We start from the raw sequence: 16,515 nt of genomic DNA on the forward strand, positions 1-16,515 counted from the left end.
ATCATCGCCGACAAGGCGCCGGTCGATGACGGCTCCGGCCAGGGCAACGAGGTCACCGGCGCACTGGGGCTGGCGCCGATCCACGACGACCTGATCCGCGCCGGCGCGCGCATCATGAACAACTCCTGGGGCGGGCTGTACTGGACCCGCACTTCCGCCACCGCGCCGATCGCCGCCGAGTACCGGCCCTTCATCACCAGCAACGACGGTCTGGTGGTGTTCGCCACCGGCAACGAATCGCGGTCCAATCCTTCCGACATGGCGGCGCTGCCGAGCAAGGCCGGCACCAATGGCACGCTGCCGGCGGCCGACCTGGAGCGCGGCTGGCTGGCGGTGGCGGCGGTGGATACGGCCAATCCGGACAAGCTGGCTTACTACTCCAACGCCTGCGGCGTGGCGAAGAGCTACTGTCTGGTGGCGCCGGGCACCGCGCTGTTCATCGGCCACCAAAGCACCGCCGGCAACCTGCAGTACTTCTACGGCAGCGGCACCTCGTATGCGGCGCCGCTGGTGTCCGGGGCGGCGGCGCTGGTGTGGCAGGCCTTCCCGTATTTCAACAACGATCTGGTGCGACAGACCCTGCTGGGCACCGCCACCGACCTGGGTGAGGCCGGGCCCGACGCGGTGTTCGGCTATGGGCTGTTGAACGTGGGCAAGGCGGTCAATGGCCCGGGCAAGTTCGACTGGGGCGATGTCACCGTCAACCTGGCCGGCAGCTCGACCTGGAGCAACCCCATCACCGGCAGCGGTGGCCTGATCAAACGCGGCAGCGGCAGCCTGGTGCTGGGGCACGCGGGTCTGCCTCTGGATTACACCGGCACCACCCGCGTCCAGCAGGGCACGCTGGCGGTGGCCGGCGATCTGCGCGCCTCCGACGTCATCGTCGAGAACGGCGGTCGCCTGGCCGGCACCGCATGGCTGGGGAAGAACCTGAGCAACGCCGGCATCGTGGAAATCGACAGCGCCGGTGCGGCGCAGGGCGGTATCCGCATCGAAGGCGATTACACCCAGCAGGCCGGCGGCCGGCTGGACCTGACCGTCGGCTATGGCCAGCTGCTGGTCAAGGGCCAGGCCACGCTGCAGGGTGGCGGCCTGCACGTGCTCGGGGTGCGTAGTGGTTATGTGCATCAGGCGCGCGAGTACGTGCTGACCGCCGATGGCGGACTGAGCGGCACCTTCGATGCACTGACCTCGGCACCGGGCGTGCTGCTGACCGCTGTGCCGGGCTACAGCGCGAACCAGGCATGGCTGGATATCAGCCGGCTGGATGTCACCGCCGCGGCCTTGTCGATGCGCAGCATCACCCCGCAGGCGCTGGGTGCGGCCTTGCGCGTGGAATCGGCCTTCCAGCAGATCGATGCCCAGCAGGGCCGCGGGACCGGGCCGATCGCCGACGGGGTCATCCGTGGCGCCGGCGCGATCCAGCACAGTCCCAGCGAGCAGGCCGCCGCGGCCACGCTGCGCAGCATCTCCGGCGAAGCCCATGCCACCGCCACGGCGATGACCTTCGACAGCATCGACATGAACCGTCGCGCGCTGTCGGCGCAGTTCGACGAGCAGGCCGGCGCTGCGGCAACCGGCGGGGCGTGGATGCGCTCGCTCGGCAATGGCGGGCAGGGCGGTTATCTGGGCAGCGACTACAGCGTCGGTGGCTGGATGCTGGGGCGCGAGGCGTCACTGGGCGGCAACGCGGTGCTGGGCTTCGCCTTCGGTGAAACCCGCGCCAACACCACCGCCGGCATCGCGCAGGACCGCAGCCGTGACCGCCAGACCCAGAGCCAGCTCTATGCCGGCTGGCACCACGACAGCGCCTATGTGCTGGGCCAGGCCGGCTTCGGCCAGTACCAGCGCGAACTGGACCGCGGCCTACTGCTCGGTGGCGAACGCGCCGGCGTGCAGGCCCGCTATGGCGGCCGCTTCCTGTCCGGCAGCGTCGAGGCCGGCTATCGCTTCGGCCACGGCGCGGCCACGCTGACCCCCTATCTGGGGGCCGAATACACCCGCATCGACAGCGATGCTTCCACGAGCAGGGCGGCTACGGGTTCGGCCTGCGCGCCAATGACTGGAGCAGCCAGCGCACGCAGGCCCTGGCCGGGCTGCGCGGCCAGCACCAGTGGCGTGGCTTGGCACTCAATGGCTACGTCGAATGGCAGCAGGCGGTGTCGAGCGAGGGCCTGAGCCTGCGCACCGGCTTTACCGGGGTCGATGCCTGGGCGCCGCTGGACGGCCTGCAGCCGGCGCGCTCGGGCGGCCTGTTCGGGGTGTCGGTTGACACCTGGCTGACGCGCAACGCCCGGCTGTCGTGGGGCTATGACCAGCGCTTCGGCCCGCGCGGCGACAACCGGCAGCTGTCGCTGCGCCTGCAGCAGGCGTTCTGAGGTTGCTGTAACGGGCAACAAAAAAGGCGGGCGATCGCTCGCCCGCCTTTTTCCGTATCAGCCCACGCTCTACTCGCCGCGCAGGCGGTTCATGCGTGGCGTCGCCCGGCCCATCGGCATCTTCAGCTTGCCAATAGCCTCGATCCGGGCTTCGGCGATGCGGTCGGCCGCGCGCTGTGGCGAGATGCCCTCGCGCTCGGACTGGTCGAAGATCTTGCCCAGGTTGTGATAGATGCTGCGGATCTGCCGCATCGCCCGCTCGCGGTTGTAACCGTCGATCTCCAGCGCCACATTCATCACGCCGCCGGCATTGACCGCGTAGTCCGGCGCCCACAGCACGCCACGCTTGAACAGTTCATCGCCCACCGCATGGCTGGCCAGCTGGTTGTTGGCGGTGCCGCAGATCACCTTGGCCTTGAGCCGATCCAGCGTCTCCAGGCCGATGCCACCTTCCATCGCGCACGGCGCGAACACGTCGGCGGCCACGTCGTAGATCGCATCGGGCTTGACCGCCTCGCAGCCGTATTCGGTCACCGCGCGCTGCACCAGCACCGGGTCCAGGTCGGTCACGTAGAGCTTGGCGCCGCGCTCGCGCAGCAGCTTCACCAGCTCCATGCCGATATGGCCCAGGCCCTGCACCGCGATGCTGACCTTGCCCACTTCCTCATGGCCGAACTTGCGGTTGAGCGAGGCCATCAGCGCCTGCAGCGCGCCGTAGGCGGTGAACGGCGCCGGATCGCCGGAACCGCCATGGGCCTGGTGCACACCGGTCACGAAACCGGTTTCCAGGTAGATGTTCTCCATGTCGTTGACGTCGGTGCCCACGTCTTCGGCGGTGATGTAACGCCCGCCCAGCGCCTCGACCTGGCGGCCGAACGCGCGCAACAGCACCTCGCTCTTGTCGACCTTCGGGTCGCCGATGATCACCGCCTTGCCGCCGCCCACATTCAAGCCGGCCAGCGCGTTCTTGTAGGTCATGGTGCGGCTGAGTCGCAGCACATCACGCAGCGCATCGTCGGAGCTGGCATAGGGGCGCATGCGCACGCCACCCAGTGCCGGGCCGAGCGTGGTGTTGTGGATCGCGATGATGGCCTTCAGGCCGGCGTCGCGGTTGTGGCAGAACACGACCTGTTCGTGGCCAGAGGTCTCGAGGGTTTCGAAAAGCATGGAAGCTCCGATTGCGCTACTGCGGCAACGTCCGTGATCGTGCAGCCAAATGGCGGTCCATAAAACAAAAATGCGACGTCGTCGGGGTGAGTGACTTGGTCGCGGGCGCCATTCTAAAGCATTCCCTCCGAAGCGATGTCTACGGGCCTTCCGGGAGGCCGCCCCGGCCGCGGTGGCCGGGGCGGCCTGTCACCTCAGGGGCAGTAACGCGACAGCTCCGGCAGGCCGGCGCGCAGCGTGGCCCAGCCCATACCCAGATTGGTACGCCGCCCGGTGATCAGCATCGCCAGCATGTGCTTCTTTTCCGGCAGCACGCTCATGAAGTGATAGGTGCGTTCGGTGGACATCTGGATCTCCTGGATCATCCGCATCGATTCGTCGCCGCGATGCTGGGAAATCATGTCTTCCACCACCCGCACGTTGCGGCCGCGGAACATCTCCACCGAGGCGGCGGCCACCGCGTCCAGATAGGCCTCGGTGAGGTGGGTGGCGCGGTTGTGGATACCCAGCAGCAGGCCGGACTCCAGGTCGATCAGGGCACAGGCCAAACCGTCGTCCACTTTTTCGAGGATGGTCTGGCAGGTCTGGGAGAGGCTCATCGGGTGACTTCCTTAGGCAAGAGGGAGGGAAACGCGTGGGGTGAGGGAGTGCGATTGCGCGGCGACGACCGCCAGCTGTTCGGCCAGCTGTTTGGAATGGTTGAACAGCAGGCCCAGGCTGCTGCCGCGCGTACCGATGGTGGTCAGCGCCCAGCCGCCCTGCGGTGCGCCCACGCGCAGGATCACGGTCATCCCCAGCTCGCAGTCGATCAGGCTGTTGCGGCAGGTGCCGTGGCCCAGTTCGCGGGCGCAGGCTTCAGACAGCGCCAGCATCGAACCGCCGATGGCGGCAATGCGCGAGGGCTCGAACTCGATGCGGCTGGCCACGGCGATCAGGCGGCCATCGGCCGTGGCCACCAGGGCCGCACGCACGTCGCAGGGGCCGTCCAGGAATTCCTGCAACAGCTGCTGGCAGGCGGCGGTGGGCAGGGCGGGGGCGGAGAACGCAGGACGCGAGGAGACAGGAGGAAGCAGTGTCATGACAGCAGGGCCTGGGATTCGATGCGGGCCACCAGCACGCGCAGCAGCGACTGCACCTGCGTGGGCACGCGGGTATCCACGGCCAGCACCGGGGCGTCGATCCCGCAGGCGGCCAGCGGGGGGATGAAACGTGCGGGCGGATGGGCACCGGGCAGATCGCCATGGGTGATGCCCACCACCAGTTCGGCATGGGAAAGATGTTCGCCGCAGCGCTGCAGCAGCCACTGGACGCGCTCGCCGTCGGGCGCATCGCGCGCGTCCAGCAGCAACAGCACGCCCAGCGTGCCCGGCGCCAGCACCGGCCACAGGAACTCGAACCGCTGCTGCCCCGGCACGCCGTACAGGCCCAAGCGCAGGTCCTCGCCCAGCCGGGTCTCGCCGAAATCCAGCGCTACCGTGGTCTGCCGGTCCTCCTCGGAGGAGGGCACATCGGTGCACAGCGGGGCGATGTCGCTGACCGCGGCGATGGCCGTGGTCTTGCCGGCGCCGGGCGCGCCGACGAACAGGAATTTGTGAGGGTGCATGGCTTACAGACCGAAGCGGCGGCGCAGCAGCGAGATCAGGCCGCGGTCACGCGGCGGCGGTGTCGCAGGAACCGCTGTGATCACCGGTGTTGCCGCCTCGCGCGACAGCAGCCCGTCCGCGTCCAGCCGCTGCACGATCGCGGTCACGCGGCTGGCCGACAGGTCCAGCATGTTCGCGATCTCCGCGCACGACAGCGCACGGCGTGACAGCACCGACAGCAGACGCAGTTCATCGGGGTGGTCCATGCCGCGCTCCAGCGCCGGCCATTCGATCAGCCGGTACCGGCAGCTGCCGGCCGCGACGGCGGGCGCCACGACGGCGGGCGTCACCGGGGCCTGGCTGGAGAACGCATTGAGCGCGGTCAGCAACCCATTCAGTCGCAGCGGCTTGGGCAGCTGCCAGAACACGCCCGTGGTGGTGTCCTCGCCCAGGGTGATCACGCAACCACCGCGTTGCCCGGCCAGCAGCTGCCCCAACTGCTGCTGCCCGGCGCTGCACCCGGTATCGACCAGATAGGCGTCGGCGTCGCCGCCGGCCAGGGTCTGCCAACGGTGGTGCAGGCGGGGCTCCAGAATCTGCAACAGCATGCGCACCAGTTGCTGGTGGTAGTCGTCCAGTGAAGCCAGTTGCAGTGTTGCCGTAGAACGTGACATGCGATGCCTGCTCCCCCGAAGGCAGATGTTCTTCGGGGCAGATAGTTATCACGCACTCCCAGGGCCGCAAATCGGGGGAACCCCGGGGGCAGGCGCAAGCGCGGCCGGCGCCTGCAAAAACCGCAAAGGTCACGCTGCGCTGCAACCTGACCTCTCACGCCCCCGGTTCTATCATCGGTTTCAACAGAAACAGGATGTCGTACGGCCCATGAGTACTCCCGCCCCCCACGTTCCGCAGGTCCAGCCCCCCATGCTCGATCCGGGCCGCACCCCCCTGCGCTTTGTCACCGCCGCCAGCCTGTTCGATGGCCACGATGCGGCCATCAACATCATGCGCCGGCTGATCCAGGCGCAGGGCGCGGAGGTCATCCACCTGGGCCACAACCGCAGTGTCGAGGACGTGGTACGGGCCGCACTGCAGGAAGATGCCGACGCCATCGCGCTGTCGTCCTACCAGGGCGGCCACGTGGAGTACTTCAAGTACATGGTGGACATGCTCAAGGAGCGCGGCGCCGGCCACATCAAGGTGTTCGGCGGCGGTGGCGGCACCATCACCCCGGAAGAGATCCGCGAGCTGCAGGCCTATGGTGTGGAGCGCATCTACCATCCCAACGACGGCATGAAGATGGGGCTGGTGGAGATGATCGAGGACGTGGTCGCCCGTGCCGGCAGCGCACGCGATGCCCACGCCCGCGATGCGGTGGACGAGGCCCCGGCCCAGGGCGACGAGATCGGCATCGGCCGCGTGCTCTCGCAGCTGGAAGACGGCAACTACAGCGAGGCCGAGCTGGCGCACCTGCGCAAGCAGTGGCAGCTCGCCTCCGGCAAGACGCCGGTCATCGGCATCACCGGCACCGGCGGCGCCGGCAAGTCCTCGGTCACCGATGAACTGCTCAACCGCTTCCTGGCCAACTTCCCGGCCATGCGCATCGCGGTGATCTCGGTCGATCCCACCCGCCGCCGCACCGGTGGCGCGCTGCTGGGCGACCGCATCCGCATGAACTCGCTGCGCTCACCGCGCGTGTACATGCGCTCGATGGCCACCCGCCGCCAGCACGCGGCCATCAACACCGTGCTGCGCGACTGCATCGGCTTTCTGAAGTCGCAGCATTTTGATCTGGTCATCGTCGAAACCGCCGGCATCGGCCAGAGCGATTCGGAAATCGTCGATCTGGTCGATTTCCCGATGTATGTGATGACCAGCGATTTCGGCGCGCCCAGCCAGCTGGAAAAGATCGACATGCTCGATTACGCCGAGCTGGTGGTGCTCAACAAGTACGACAAGCGCGGCGCCGAAGACGCGCTGCGTGATGTGCGCAAGCAGTGGAAGCGCAACCGCGTCGCTTTCACCATGAAAGACGAGGACGTGCCGGTCTATCCGACCATCGCCAGCCAGTTCAACGATCCTGGCATCAGCTGGATGTTCGCCAACCTGTGCCGGCTGTTGAACGAGAAGAAAAACCGGGGTCAGAGTCCTGTTTCTGAAAAACCGGACTCTGACCCCGGTTTTATTCCCCGCATCGACACCACGCTCAAGGAACCACGCGCCACCGTGCTGATTCCCGGCAGCCGCGTGCGCTACCTGGCCGAGATCGCCGAGCAGGGCCGAAGCATCAACGCCCGCATCGACTCGCAGGCCGAAATCGCCGAGCGCGCGCAGAGCTGCTGGCAGGCGCTCAAGGAACTGGGCGATGCCGCACTGCCGGCCGCGCTGGATCTGTTCCCGGCCGACGCGCTTACCGACGCCAACGCCGATACCAGCCTGCGCACCCTGCGCCAGCGCTACAACGATGCGGTGCAGTCACTGGATTCCGAAGCGCTGCGGCTGCTGCGCGAATGGCCGGCACGGCTGAAATCCATCACCGATGACGTCACCGAATACCAGGTGCGCGGCAAGGCCATCCGTGTGGAGAACTACCGCGAATCGCTGTCCCACCAGCGCATCCCCAAGATCGCCGCGCCCACCTACCGCAGCTGGGGCGAGCTGCTGGTGTTCCTGCAGAAGGAAAACCTGCCCGGCTCCTACCCGTACACCGGCGGCGTCTACCCGTACCGCCGTGCCGGCGAAGATCCCATCCGCATGTTTGCCGGTGAAGGCACGCCCGAGCGCACCAACCGCCGCTTCCATTACCTGAGTGTCGGCCAGCCCGCCGCGCGCCTGTCCACCGCCTTCGATTCCGTCACCCTGTACGGCGAAGACCCGGCGCCGCGCCCGGACATCTACGGCAAGATCGGCAACTCCGGCGTCAACGTCCCCACCCTGGATGACATGAAGAAGCTGTACTCCGGCTTCGACCTGTGCGCGCCCACCACCTCGGTGTCGATGACCATCAACGGCCCGGCGCCGATGATCCTGGCGATGTTCATGAACACCGCCATCGACCAGCAGGTCGAGAAATACCTGAAGGAAGATCCCGCGCGCTGGGCCGAAGCCGAGACGAAGATCGCGAAAATCTTCGAAGGCCGCACCCGTCCGCAGTACCACGGCGAACTGCCGCCCACCAACAACGGCCTGGGCCTGGCGCTGCTGGGCGTCACCGGCGACCAGCTGGTCGATGCCGACACCTACGCCCGCATCAAGGCGCAAACCCTGTCCACCGTGCGCGGCACCGTGCAGGCCGACATCCTCAAGGAAGACCAGGCGCAGAACACCTGCATCTTCTCCACCGAGTTCGCGCTGCGCATGATGGGCGACATCCAGCAGTACTTTGTCGATAACAAGGTGCGCAACTTCTACTCGGTGTCCATCTCCGGCTATCACATCGCCGAAGCCGGCGCGAACCCGATCAGCCAGCTGGCTTTCACCCTGTCCAACGGTTTCACCATCGTCGAGTACTACCTCGCCCGTGGCATGCACATCGACGACTTCGCGCCCAACCTGTCGTTCTTCTTCTCCAACGGCATGGACCCGGAATACACCGTCATCGGCCGCGTCGCCCGCCGTATTTGGGCACGCGCCATGCGTGAGCGCTACGGCGCCAACGAACGCAGCCAGATGATGAAGTACCACATCCAGACCTCGGGCCGTTCCCTGCACGCGCAGGAAATCCAGTTCAACGACATCCGCACCACCTTGCAGGCGCTGTATGCGCTGTTCGACAACTGCAACAGCCTGCACACCAACGCCTACGACGAGGCCATCACCACGCCCACCGAAGAGAGCGTGCGCCGCGCGGTGGCTATCCAGATGATCATCAACAAGGAGCTGGGGCTGAACTTCTGCGAGAACCCCTGGCAGGGCAGCTTCATCGTCGATCAGCTCACCGATATCGTCGAGGAAGCCGTCTACAAGGAGTTCGAAGCCATCAGCGAGCGCGGCGGCGTGCTCGGCGCCATGGACACCATGTACCAGCGCGGCAAGATCCAGGAAGAGTCGCTCTACTACGAACACAAGAAGCACGACGCAGCCTGCCGCTGGTCGGCGTCAACATGTTCCTGCCCAAGGAACACGCCGGCGAAGTGGCCACCGAAATCGAACTGATCCGCTCGACCGAAGAAGAAAAGGGCCAGCAGATCGAAAACGTCCACACCTGGCAGCGCAACCGCAACGCACTGGCCCCCAAGGGCGAAACCTCGCACGCCCACGAAGTCGGGCAGGGCGACTCAGCCGGTGAAATCCACGACGGCCACGGCCTTGCCTACCTGCAGAAAACCGCCCGCGACCGTAAGAATGTCTTCGAAGCGTTGATCGAAGCGGTCAAAACCCATAGCCTCGGTCAGATCAGCCACGCGCTGTATGACGTCGGTGGGGAATATCGGCGGAATATGTGAGTTGTGGCCGCAGACTTGAAATTTGCCGCCCGTGGAAAAATATAGGTTCGACTCTTGACTTTGAACGCCTGTTGAAAAAGAAGGGCTGGGCTGTAAAGCCCAGCCCTTCTTTTTTTTCGCGTTTCGCCATTTTCCTGCAACTGTCGATTTCACCAAGGCTATCTGAAGTTACAGAATCAAGTTGTGCCGAAGAGATATCCCTTGAATTGTGACTAAAATGAGCAGGTCTAGGGGGCGAGTCGCAGACATTGAGACGTGCTTCGACCAAGGTCGCTTTCGAAAAAAGGTGCGGGGCAGGATGATGGGTTCCAAGCGGCTTCATGTTTCAGCCGGTGGCAGTCGGGATTGGTTCTTGAACCATCACGCCATCAAGTACTTCAATTTGCATGCTTCCGCTTCCGGCTCGAAGCCAGGTGGAGAGTTGCTCGACTGCCGCGATATGATTGGCTCTGATCGAACACTCCCAGACGATCGCGACCCTCCAGTGCATTTCTCCAAGTGCCACCACAGCGGCAGTATCTCTTTCCCTGTTACGCCTGAGCTTGTCATCCCAGAATTGTGTTCTCGTCTTGGGCAGGCGGAAGTGCGGACACCCTTCGTGCCGATGCCAGAAACATCCATGCACGAAGACGACTGCTTTCCATTTGGGCAGGACGATATCTGGTTTCCCGGGGAGCTTCCTGCCATGAAGGTGGAAGCGATAGCCGTACCGCCACAGCTGCCGCCGAACGATCAGTTCCGGCTTGGTGTTCTTGGCCTGGATCCGTGACATGAGCGCAGAGCGCGTGCCGGCATCCATTACATCAACCATTTCAGGAAATCCCGTTTTGTCTGCAACACGCAAGTCAATTGGTGTAATCGACATCTTTGCCGGCCCAGGTGGGCTGGGTGAAGGATTCAGCAGTTTCCGCACCGACAAGGATGCGGGGACATATCCATTCGAACTGGCTGTATCCGCAGAAATGGAGAAATCGGCGCACTCGACGCTTCGGCTAAGGGCGTTCTATCGATTGCTCGTCAGGAAAGAGGGGGGCGTCCCTCAAGCGTACTACGACTATTTGGCTGAAGTTGCCAAGGGTGATGCAAGTCCACCTGCGATCCATTTCGGTGTAGGGCCTTGGCAGGATCTTTGGAAGGAGGCTGAAGAGGAGGCGCTCAACCTGACTTTGGGAGAAGAGAAGGACAATCAACTCCTGTTTGATCGCATCAGCAAGGTGCGGGACAACTACGATGAAATGATCCTGATCGGCGGTCCTCCTTGCCAAGCCTATTCCCTTGTTGGTCGCTCCCGCCAGATGAATGTGGATGGCTTTCTTACCAAAGGCGACAAGAAGCATTTTCTTTACAAACAGTATCTCCGCATCCTGGCTGATTTCTCCCCCGCCATCTTCATCATGGAGAACGTGAAGGGGATACTAACCTCAAAGGTCGGAAATAAGGAAATGTTCTCGGCCATCATGCGCGACCTGTCCAATCCTGCAGCAGCCCTGCAAAGGTCAAAACAGGAAGGGAAAAGCGACAGAAAATACGTGCTTCTTCCGATCCACGTAGGAGAGGGGCAGGAGCGATCAAGCGAACTGGTCGCAAAGGATCCGAGCGCATTCATTATTCGCTGTGAGGATCATGGTGCCGCCCAGGCGAGGCATCGGGTGATCATCATGGGAGTGCGCGAGGACTTGATGCACGCAGGGATTGCCACGCTTCCAGGGTTGGATGTGGTCAAGGAGCGGGTATCCGTGGAGAATGCCTTGGCTGGTCTGCCAAAACTGCGTAGCGGCCTCAGCCGGCAGATAGATGATGAAGAGAAGTGGCGCAAAGCCATGTTGTCCGAGCGAGATCGTGTGATTCGTGCTTTGGGTAGTTCGCTGCCGGACGTGGCAGAGAGGTTGAAGAAGCTCAGTCCTGCACACACCCTCGGTCGCCGTTCAACCGAGTATGGAAACACATCAAGCGAGTATGCCGACCGATTGAGAGGGAAGCAGACTGTTGTTCTCAATCATGAGACGCGTGGTCACATGCAATCGGATCTCGGGCGTTACATGTTCTGTGCTGCCTATGCGAAAGCGATGCATTGTTCGCCATCGAGCAGCGAGTTCCCAAAGAAGCTGGCTCCAGAGCATGAAAACTGGGATTCGGGCGCTTTTGCTGATCGGTTCCGCGTGCAGATTCAGGGCAGACCGTCCAATACGGTGACCAGCCACCTGTCAAAGGATGGTCATGCTTTCATTCATTGGGATTACAGGCAGTGTAGAAGCCTGACCGTGCGCGAGGCTGCGCGTCTGCAATCCTTTCCTGACGACTACTTGTTCCTCGGAAACCGGACCCAGCAATACGTACAGGTCGGCAATGCGGTCCCGCCCTTGGTGGCTCGGCAGATCGCCAAAGTTGTCTGGTCGATTCTAAGGAAGTGATACAGGGCTTGGGGGAGTCATGGATCGGTCTTCTGTGCATATGAAGCTGGAAGTTTCGATTTCCATTTTCGGATCCGGAGGTGGCTGCTGATGTGGGTAGCAGTGCCCAAGTCTGTCTTGCACCCCCTGTTTCGAGCTGCCATACAGCGGGGCGATGTCGAATGGGTTTCCAGCCATCTTGCGGATGGTAGGGACGTTAATTCCGTGGACCAACGCGGGCGCACTCCCTTGATGTTTGCGGCGCAGGAGGGGCACCTTGAGTTGTGCCGGTTGCTTCTTGAGCATGGCGCGGACCGGAATGCAAAGGATGATTCCGGGTCATCAGCGATTGATGCAGCGAGGCTTGCGGGCAGGCAAAAGGTGGTTGAGCTCCTAGAGCTCGCTGCACCGGAGCGAGAGCAAGAGCAAGAGACGCTCATCGGCTGCACTCCAGATGCTGAGTCGGATTCCGATTTTTTCGGTGAATGGGAAGAGGATGCCGTTGTTTTGGCACCGATGGACGATGGAGCGCTCCGATCCCAGGTCATCGAAGCGCAAAAAGAATCGTTGAAGTTCAAGGCCCCGAGCCAAGATGGCAGTTGGGAAGACATCAAAATTGATTTGCCAAACCCAAGTGGCTTGGCCACAGTCATCGAACTGCAAAGGGACGATATCCAGTCTCTGCTTGCCACGCTGATTGGTCGGGCCGAGGAGCTCGGCTACTACGAGCAGAATCAGATCGAAGCGATTTCTCTGGACGCAGGGGGAAATTCTGAAAAGGAAATCGCTCAACACCTGCAACAGTTGATGGGTGATTTGGGGGTCTTCCACGATGAGGGGGGGGGCGAGTGGCTTTTTGCCCCATTGGTCGACGAGAAATTCGAGCCGGATGATGTTTCCGAAGAATATTGGGCGTATTTGCGAGACCTGTCCGCCAAGACGAATGATCCATTCTCTCACTTGATCCGGGATGTGGAGAATTCTGTTTTGCTCGACCGCGATGGCGAGGAGCGGCTCGGACTGCTGATTTCATTGGCAGTAAATGATGCGATCCGGGTCATCTCAAGTGACGACAAGGTGGTTGCTGCTCTTCTTGAGCTGAAGAGGATGATTGCCGCTAACCCTTATCTAGTTGGCAATATTAGCCGTATGGGTGTGGATGAAGTTGGGGGCGAGGGCGACAACGCCCTTGTTGCAACGAAGTTCACATCGCTGTTGGAAACAGCCGCCCTTTCATGTTCGGACAAGGGGGATGTCGAGTGTTCCAAGAGGGCTATGGATACGCTTGAGCAACTGGAACTGACGTTGCTTGGCATCAAGGTAATACACGGCACGCTAGTTGCCCTCGGAAGCGACAATTGCCAATTGAACGATATCGTTCAGCGTGGGGTCCGCTTGGAACGTGAGATGTTCATGGCCAATCTGCGATTGGCTATTTCGGTCTCTGCAAAGTACGGATGGTCGAGTCTTCCTCAGATGGATCGTATCCAAGATGCTTTTCTGGGGTTGCTAAGGGCTATCGAAAAATTTGATTTTCATCGCGGGTACAAGTTTTCAACCTATGCAACCTGGTGGTTGAAGCAGGCCGTAACCCGTTCGATCGCGGACAAGGGAAGGCTCATTCGGGTGCCAGTGCACATGACGGAACGACTGTGGAAGGTCGCAAAGTCGGCGCGGGTGGCTGGTTTCGATTCCCCGCGCGAAATGCCCATCTCCGAGCTGTCGAGTGCATCTGGATACTCGGAAATTGAAATCCGGAAGGTCTTCTCGATAGTGGATGATGCCTCCCTATGGGGCGATTCACTTTCAGACCATGATGCTGTGATGTCGTTTGTCGACGAGGCGGCTGATCCTTTTGCATTCGCGGAACGAGCAGAGATGGAGCGGATCGTCCAGTCAGGCATCGATGAACTTCAAGGTAGGCAGGCCGGCGTCATTCGGCACCGATTCGGGTTTTTGGATGGTTCCGAGATGACTCTTGAGGAAGTCGGGCAGATGTATGGCGTCACGAGAGAGCGGATACGTCAGATCGAAAATAAAGCACTAAGTGCCTTGCGTCACCCGCAAAGAATCATTGCGGTATTGAGAGGATATGTAGGAGCAGAAGTCCAATGACTGTGGGTCAATCAGGATCGGCGAGATTTCGTGATGCACCTCCCAAGGCGGCGGCGATGGTTGAGGCACTTCGTGGCCTTGGCTATACAACCGAAACTGCGCTGGCAGACTGGTGGATAACAGCATTTCCGCCGGGGCGGGAAGGGTCTTTATCCATTTCCATTGGTCTGGATTGGATAGCTGGATCACGATTGCCGATGATGGGTGCGGTATGACGGATGCTGAGCTTGAAAGCGCGATGAAGCTAGGAGACAGGAATCCGCTTCATCACCGTTCGACTTCCGATTTGGGGAGATTTGGGCTCGGCCTCAAGACGGCATCGTTCTCCCAGGCAAGGCGGCTCACCGTTGGAAGCACCAAGACTGGCAGCGCCAGTTGTCTGCGATGGGATCTTGATGTTCTTGCCAATGATCCGCAGGGCAACTGGCATCTTTTGGAGGGGGCACACGAGGGCTCGGAATCCAAGTTGGCCCAGTCAGGGGCCAAGGAGAGTGGAACGGTTGTCCTATGGGAAGTGCTGGATCGAATAGTTTCTCCGGCGTACAAGGAACAGGACTTCCATGATCTGGTGGACAGGGTGGAAGCACATCTGTCGATGGTGTTCCACAGATTCCTCGATCAAAGTGGAGGCCGGTTCGAGCTGTTTATCAACGATCGTCCGCTGAAGCCATGGGACCCGTTCCTGTCTGCGAATGCCGCCACATGGCGATCTCCTGAAGCTCCGATGGGTAGCGGAAGCTGGAAGGTTACTGCCCAGACATTCGTGTTGCCCCACAAGGATCGTCTTGGCGAAAAGGCATATCTCGATGCAGGTGGTCCGGAGGGGTGGTCCTCACAGCAGGGCTTCTATGTCTACAGGGGGCGTAGGCTTCTGGTCGCAGGAAGCTGGCTCGGTTTGGGGCGCGGAAGGTCCTGGTCCAAGGATGAAGCACATCGGCTCGCACGTATCCGACTGGATATTCCAAACAGTACCGACGCCGACTGGAAAATCGACGTTCGCAAGTCCTCTGCGCATCCCCCTGTAATACTCAGGGAACAATTGACCCGATTGGCAGAAGATGCCCGGGACAGAGCCAGGAAGGTATTCCTGCATCGTGCCCAATCCAACTCGTCAACGGGAAGAGTCGAGGATCTGGCATCGGTGTGGATGTCCAAAGAGCTCGCATCCGGTCGCCGGTATCGCGTCGATCGGAACCATCCGGTAATAAAGTCATTATTGGATGAAGGCGGAGGATTGGGGGAGCGGGTCGAAGTATTGCTCCGGGTGTTGGAGGAGACCATTCCTGTCCAACGAATCTGGCTTGAGGCAGCCGAATCAGGTGAGCATGCAAAAGGCGGTTTTACAGGGGAGGCGGATGAATCCGTCAAGAAGATCCTCTTGGGGCTGTACCGAACCTTGGTGCTCAAATCCGGGATGTCACCGGAGATGGCCAAAAAGAAGCTGTTGAAGACCGAGCCTTTCGATTTGCATGCCGATCTGGTCCATGGGCTGCCTGCTGAAATCAATGGAATGTAACCGGGGATACGCATGAGCGACTCAAATGAAAGCAAGACGATTCGATTTGTCCAGATGCTTCTTCAAGAGGAGGAGGACAAGGGTGGCATCACTTCGGCGTTGATCCACGAGAAGATCGACATTGCCCTGATGCTGAATCCAAAATGGTCGGTGGGTCTTGATCGGGACAGTGTGACTGACGAATTGATCCGCAGATTCAGCATCTGGATTGGTGAGGACATCAGCCTCAATGACGATACGGGGCATGAGCCATGGCTTGATGCTGCTAGGAAAAAGGATTGGCGCTATTGGCAGCGCTATCGCGAGCTCGTCGAAAATGATCTCTCTTGGGATATAGCTGACAAGCTTGACAAGTCGACGGATAAGATCCTGGGAATGCTTGAGGATCCCAGCCGGTCGGGAAGTTGGAGCCGACGCGGCCTTGTTGTTGGTCATGTGCAATCAGGCAAGACAGCAAGCTACACCGGTTTGGTATGCAAGGCCGCGGACGCTCAATACAAGGTGATCATTGTCCTGGCTGGACTGCACAACAATCTACGTTCGCAAACGCAAATTCGATTGGAAGAAGGTTTTCTTGGGTACGAAGCCACTAACGAAAGTGGTATATTGCGACGAGTGGGTGTTGGTCTCATCGATACCGATATGTCCATCAAGCCCAACTGTGCCACCACGCGGGCCAACGCCGGTGATTTTGGTGGTCGTGCAGCCAAGCAGCTTTCCATATCGCCAGAGCAACGGCCGTGGCTGTTTGTTGTCAAGAAAAACAAGTCGGTACTAGCTCGATTGCTTACATGGATCCAGAACCATGTGGCAGATCAATCGATTCAGGATTCGGAATCAATGCCCATCTTGGACGACCGGAAGCTTCCTTTGGTCAGGAAGCGAGTCACGAAGCTGCCTCTTCTGATTATCGATGATGAG

General features: G+C 61.4%; 11 protein-coding genes and 3 pseudogenes. 8 read left to right on the forward strand and 6 right to left on the reverse strand.

The window, feature by feature from the left end:
* A pseudogene (locus tag JCM9942_RS20615) lies at nucleotides 1–1,029 on the forward strand (S8 family serine peptidase); the annotation flags it as partial.
* A 615-nt stretch (nucleotides 1,030–1,644) separates the two neighbouring features.
* Nucleotides 1,645–2,378: pseudogene (locus tag JCM9942_RS20620) on the forward strand (autotransporter outer membrane beta-barrel domain-containing protein); the annotation flags it as partial.
* A gap of 69 nt (nucleotides 2,379–2,447) precedes the next feature.
* Here the strand turns inward: JCM9942_RS20620 and JCM9942_RS02985 are convergent.
* The 5 genes from JCM9942_RS02985 to JCM9942_RS03005 form a co-directional block, all read right to left on the reverse strand.
* On the reverse strand, nucleotides 2,448–3,545 hold the full coding sequence (locus tag JCM9942_RS02985) for a Glu/Leu/Phe/Val dehydrogenase dimerization domain-containing protein (RefSeq protein WP_054657518.1): 1,098 nt from the start codon (nucleotides 3,543–3,545) through the stop codon (nucleotides 2,448–2,450).
* 194 nt (nucleotides 3,546–3,739) lie between these two features.
* The gene (locus tag JCM9942_RS02990; RefSeq protein WP_054657520.1) at nucleotides 3,740–4,144 is read right to left on the reverse strand and encodes a hypothetical protein; all 405 of its coding nucleotides are present in this window, start codon (nucleotides 4,142–4,144) and stop codon (nucleotides 3,740–3,742) included.
* Nucleotides 4,145–4,156: 12 nt separating this feature from the next.
* Nucleotides 4,157–4,624 (reverse strand): roadblock/LC7 domain-containing protein, encoded by a 468-nt coding sequence (locus JCM9942_RS02995; protein ID WP_054657522.1) that lies wholly within the window; start codon nucleotides 4,622–4,624, stop codon nucleotides 4,157–4,159.
* On the reverse strand, nucleotides 4,621–5,148 hold the full coding sequence (locus JCM9942_RS03000) for a GTP-binding protein (protein WP_054657524.1): 528 nt from the start codon (nucleotides 5,146–5,148) through the stop codon (nucleotides 4,621–4,623). The genes JCM9942_RS02995 and JCM9942_RS03000 overlap by 4 nt, the downstream gene beginning before the upstream one ends.
* A gap of 3 nt (nucleotides 5,149–5,151) precedes the next feature.
* On the reverse strand, nucleotides 5,152–5,802 hold the full coding sequence (locus tag JCM9942_RS03005) for a winged helix-turn-helix domain-containing protein (RefSeq protein WP_054657526.1): 651 nt from the start codon (nucleotides 5,800–5,802) through the stop codon (nucleotides 5,152–5,154).
* 208 nt (nucleotides 5,803–6,010) lie between these two features.
* Between JCM9942_RS03005 and JCM9942_RS03010 the strand changes: the two genes are divergently transcribed.
* A complete protein-coding gene (locus JCM9942_RS03010) occupies nucleotides 6,011–9,283 on the forward strand; it encodes a methylmalonyl-CoA mutase family protein (RefSeq protein ID WP_425478299.1) in 3,273 nt (1,090 codons plus the stop codon).
* Nucleotides 9,232–9,573, forward strand: coding sequence for a hypothetical protein (locus tag JCM9942_RS20625; protein ID WP_425478300.1), 342 nt, complete (start codon nucleotides 9,232–9,234; stop codon nucleotides 9,571–9,573). Before JCM9942_RS03010 ends, JCM9942_RS20625 begins: the two co-directional genes overlap by 52 nt.
* A gap of 325 nt (nucleotides 9,574–9,898) precedes the next feature.
* On the opposite strand, the gene JCM9942_RS03015 is transcribed toward JCM9942_RS20625, so the two are convergent.
* Nucleotides 9,899–10,438 (reverse strand): very short patch repair endonuclease, encoded by a 540-nt coding sequence (locus JCM9942_RS03015; protein ID WP_343123475.1) that lies wholly within the window; start codon nucleotides 10,436–10,438, stop codon nucleotides 9,899–9,901.
* Here JCM9942_RS03015 and JCM9942_RS03020 point away from each other — a divergent pair.
* The 4 genes and pseudogenes from JCM9942_RS03020 to JCM9942_RS03035 form a co-directional block, all read left to right on the forward strand.
* Nucleotides 10,344–11,984 (forward strand): DNA cytosine methyltransferase, encoded by a 1,641-nt coding sequence (locus tag JCM9942_RS03020; RefSeq protein ID WP_083468385.1) that lies wholly within the window; start codon nucleotides 10,344–10,346, stop codon nucleotides 11,982–11,984. The genes JCM9942_RS03015 and JCM9942_RS03020 overlap by 95 nt on opposite strands.
* 90 nt (nucleotides 11,985–12,074) lie before the next feature.
* Nucleotides 12,075–14,078 (forward strand): sigma-70 family RNA polymerase sigma factor, encoded by a 2,004-nt coding sequence (locus JCM9942_RS03025; RefSeq protein WP_054657533.1) that lies wholly within the window; start codon nucleotides 12,075–12,077, stop codon nucleotides 14,076–14,078.
* A gap of 112 nt (nucleotides 14,079–14,190) precedes the next feature.
* Nucleotides 14,191–15,594: an ATP-binding protein gene (locus JCM9942_RS03030; protein ID WP_218185450.1), complete on the forward strand. Its 1,404-nt coding sequence runs from the start codon at nucleotides 14,191–14,193 to the stop codon at nucleotides 15,592–15,594.
* A 12-nt stretch (nucleotides 15,595–15,606) separates the two neighbouring features.
* Nucleotides 15,607–16,515, forward strand: a pseudogene (locus tag JCM9942_RS03035) (endonuclease); the annotation flags it as partial.

This window comes from Stenotrophomonas pictorum JCM 9942 (assembly GCF_001310775.1).
GTDB lineage: Bacteria > Pseudomonadota > Gammaproteobacteria > Xanthomonadales > Xanthomonadaceae > Stenotrophomonas > Stenotrophomonas pictorum.

What these genes read in the sequence shown, in the direction of transcription:
- JCM9942_RS02985 (WP_054657518.1), bottom strand. Translation starts at nt 3,545, where the DNA reads ATGCTTTTCGAAACCCTCGAGACCTCTGGCCACGAACAGGTCGTGTTC.
- JCM9942_RS02990 (WP_054657520.1), bottom strand. Translation starts at nt 4,144, where the DNA reads ATGAGCCTCTCCCAGACCTGCCAGACCATCCTCGAAAAAGTGGACGAC.
- JCM9942_RS02995 (WP_054657522.1), bottom strand. Translation starts at nt 4,624, where the DNA reads ATGACACTGCTTCCTCCTGTCTCCTCGCGTCCTGCGTTCTCCGCCCCC.
- JCM9942_RS03000 (WP_054657524.1), bottom strand. Translation starts at nt 5,148, where the DNA reads ATGCACCCTCACAAATTCCTGTTCGTCGGCGCGCCCGGCGCCGGCAAG.
- JCM9942_RS03005 (WP_054657526.1), bottom strand. Translation starts at nt 5,802, where the DNA reads ATGTCACGTTCTACGGCAACACTGCAACTGGCTTCACTGGACGACTAC.
- JCM9942_RS03010 (WP_425478299.1), top strand. Translation starts at nt 6,011, where the DNA reads ATGAGTACTCCCGCCCCCCACGTTCCGCAGGTCCAGCCCCCCATGCTC.
- JCM9942_RS20625 (WP_425478300.1), top strand. Translation starts at nt 9,232, where the DNA reads ATGTTCCTGCCCAAGGAACACGCCGGCGAAGTGGCCACCGAAATCGAA.
- JCM9942_RS03020 (WP_083468385.1), top strand. Translation starts at nt 10,344, where the DNA reads ATGAGCGCAGAGCGCGTGCCGGCATCCATTACATCAACCATTTCAGGA.
- JCM9942_RS03015 (WP_343123475.1), bottom strand. Translation starts at nt 10,438, where the DNA reads ATGTCGATTACACCAATTGACTTGCGTGTTGCAGACAAAACGGGATTT.
- JCM9942_RS03025 (WP_054657533.1), top strand. Translation starts at nt 12,075, where the DNA reads ATGTGGGTAGCAGTGCCCAAGTCTGTCTTGCACCCCCTGTTTCGAGCT.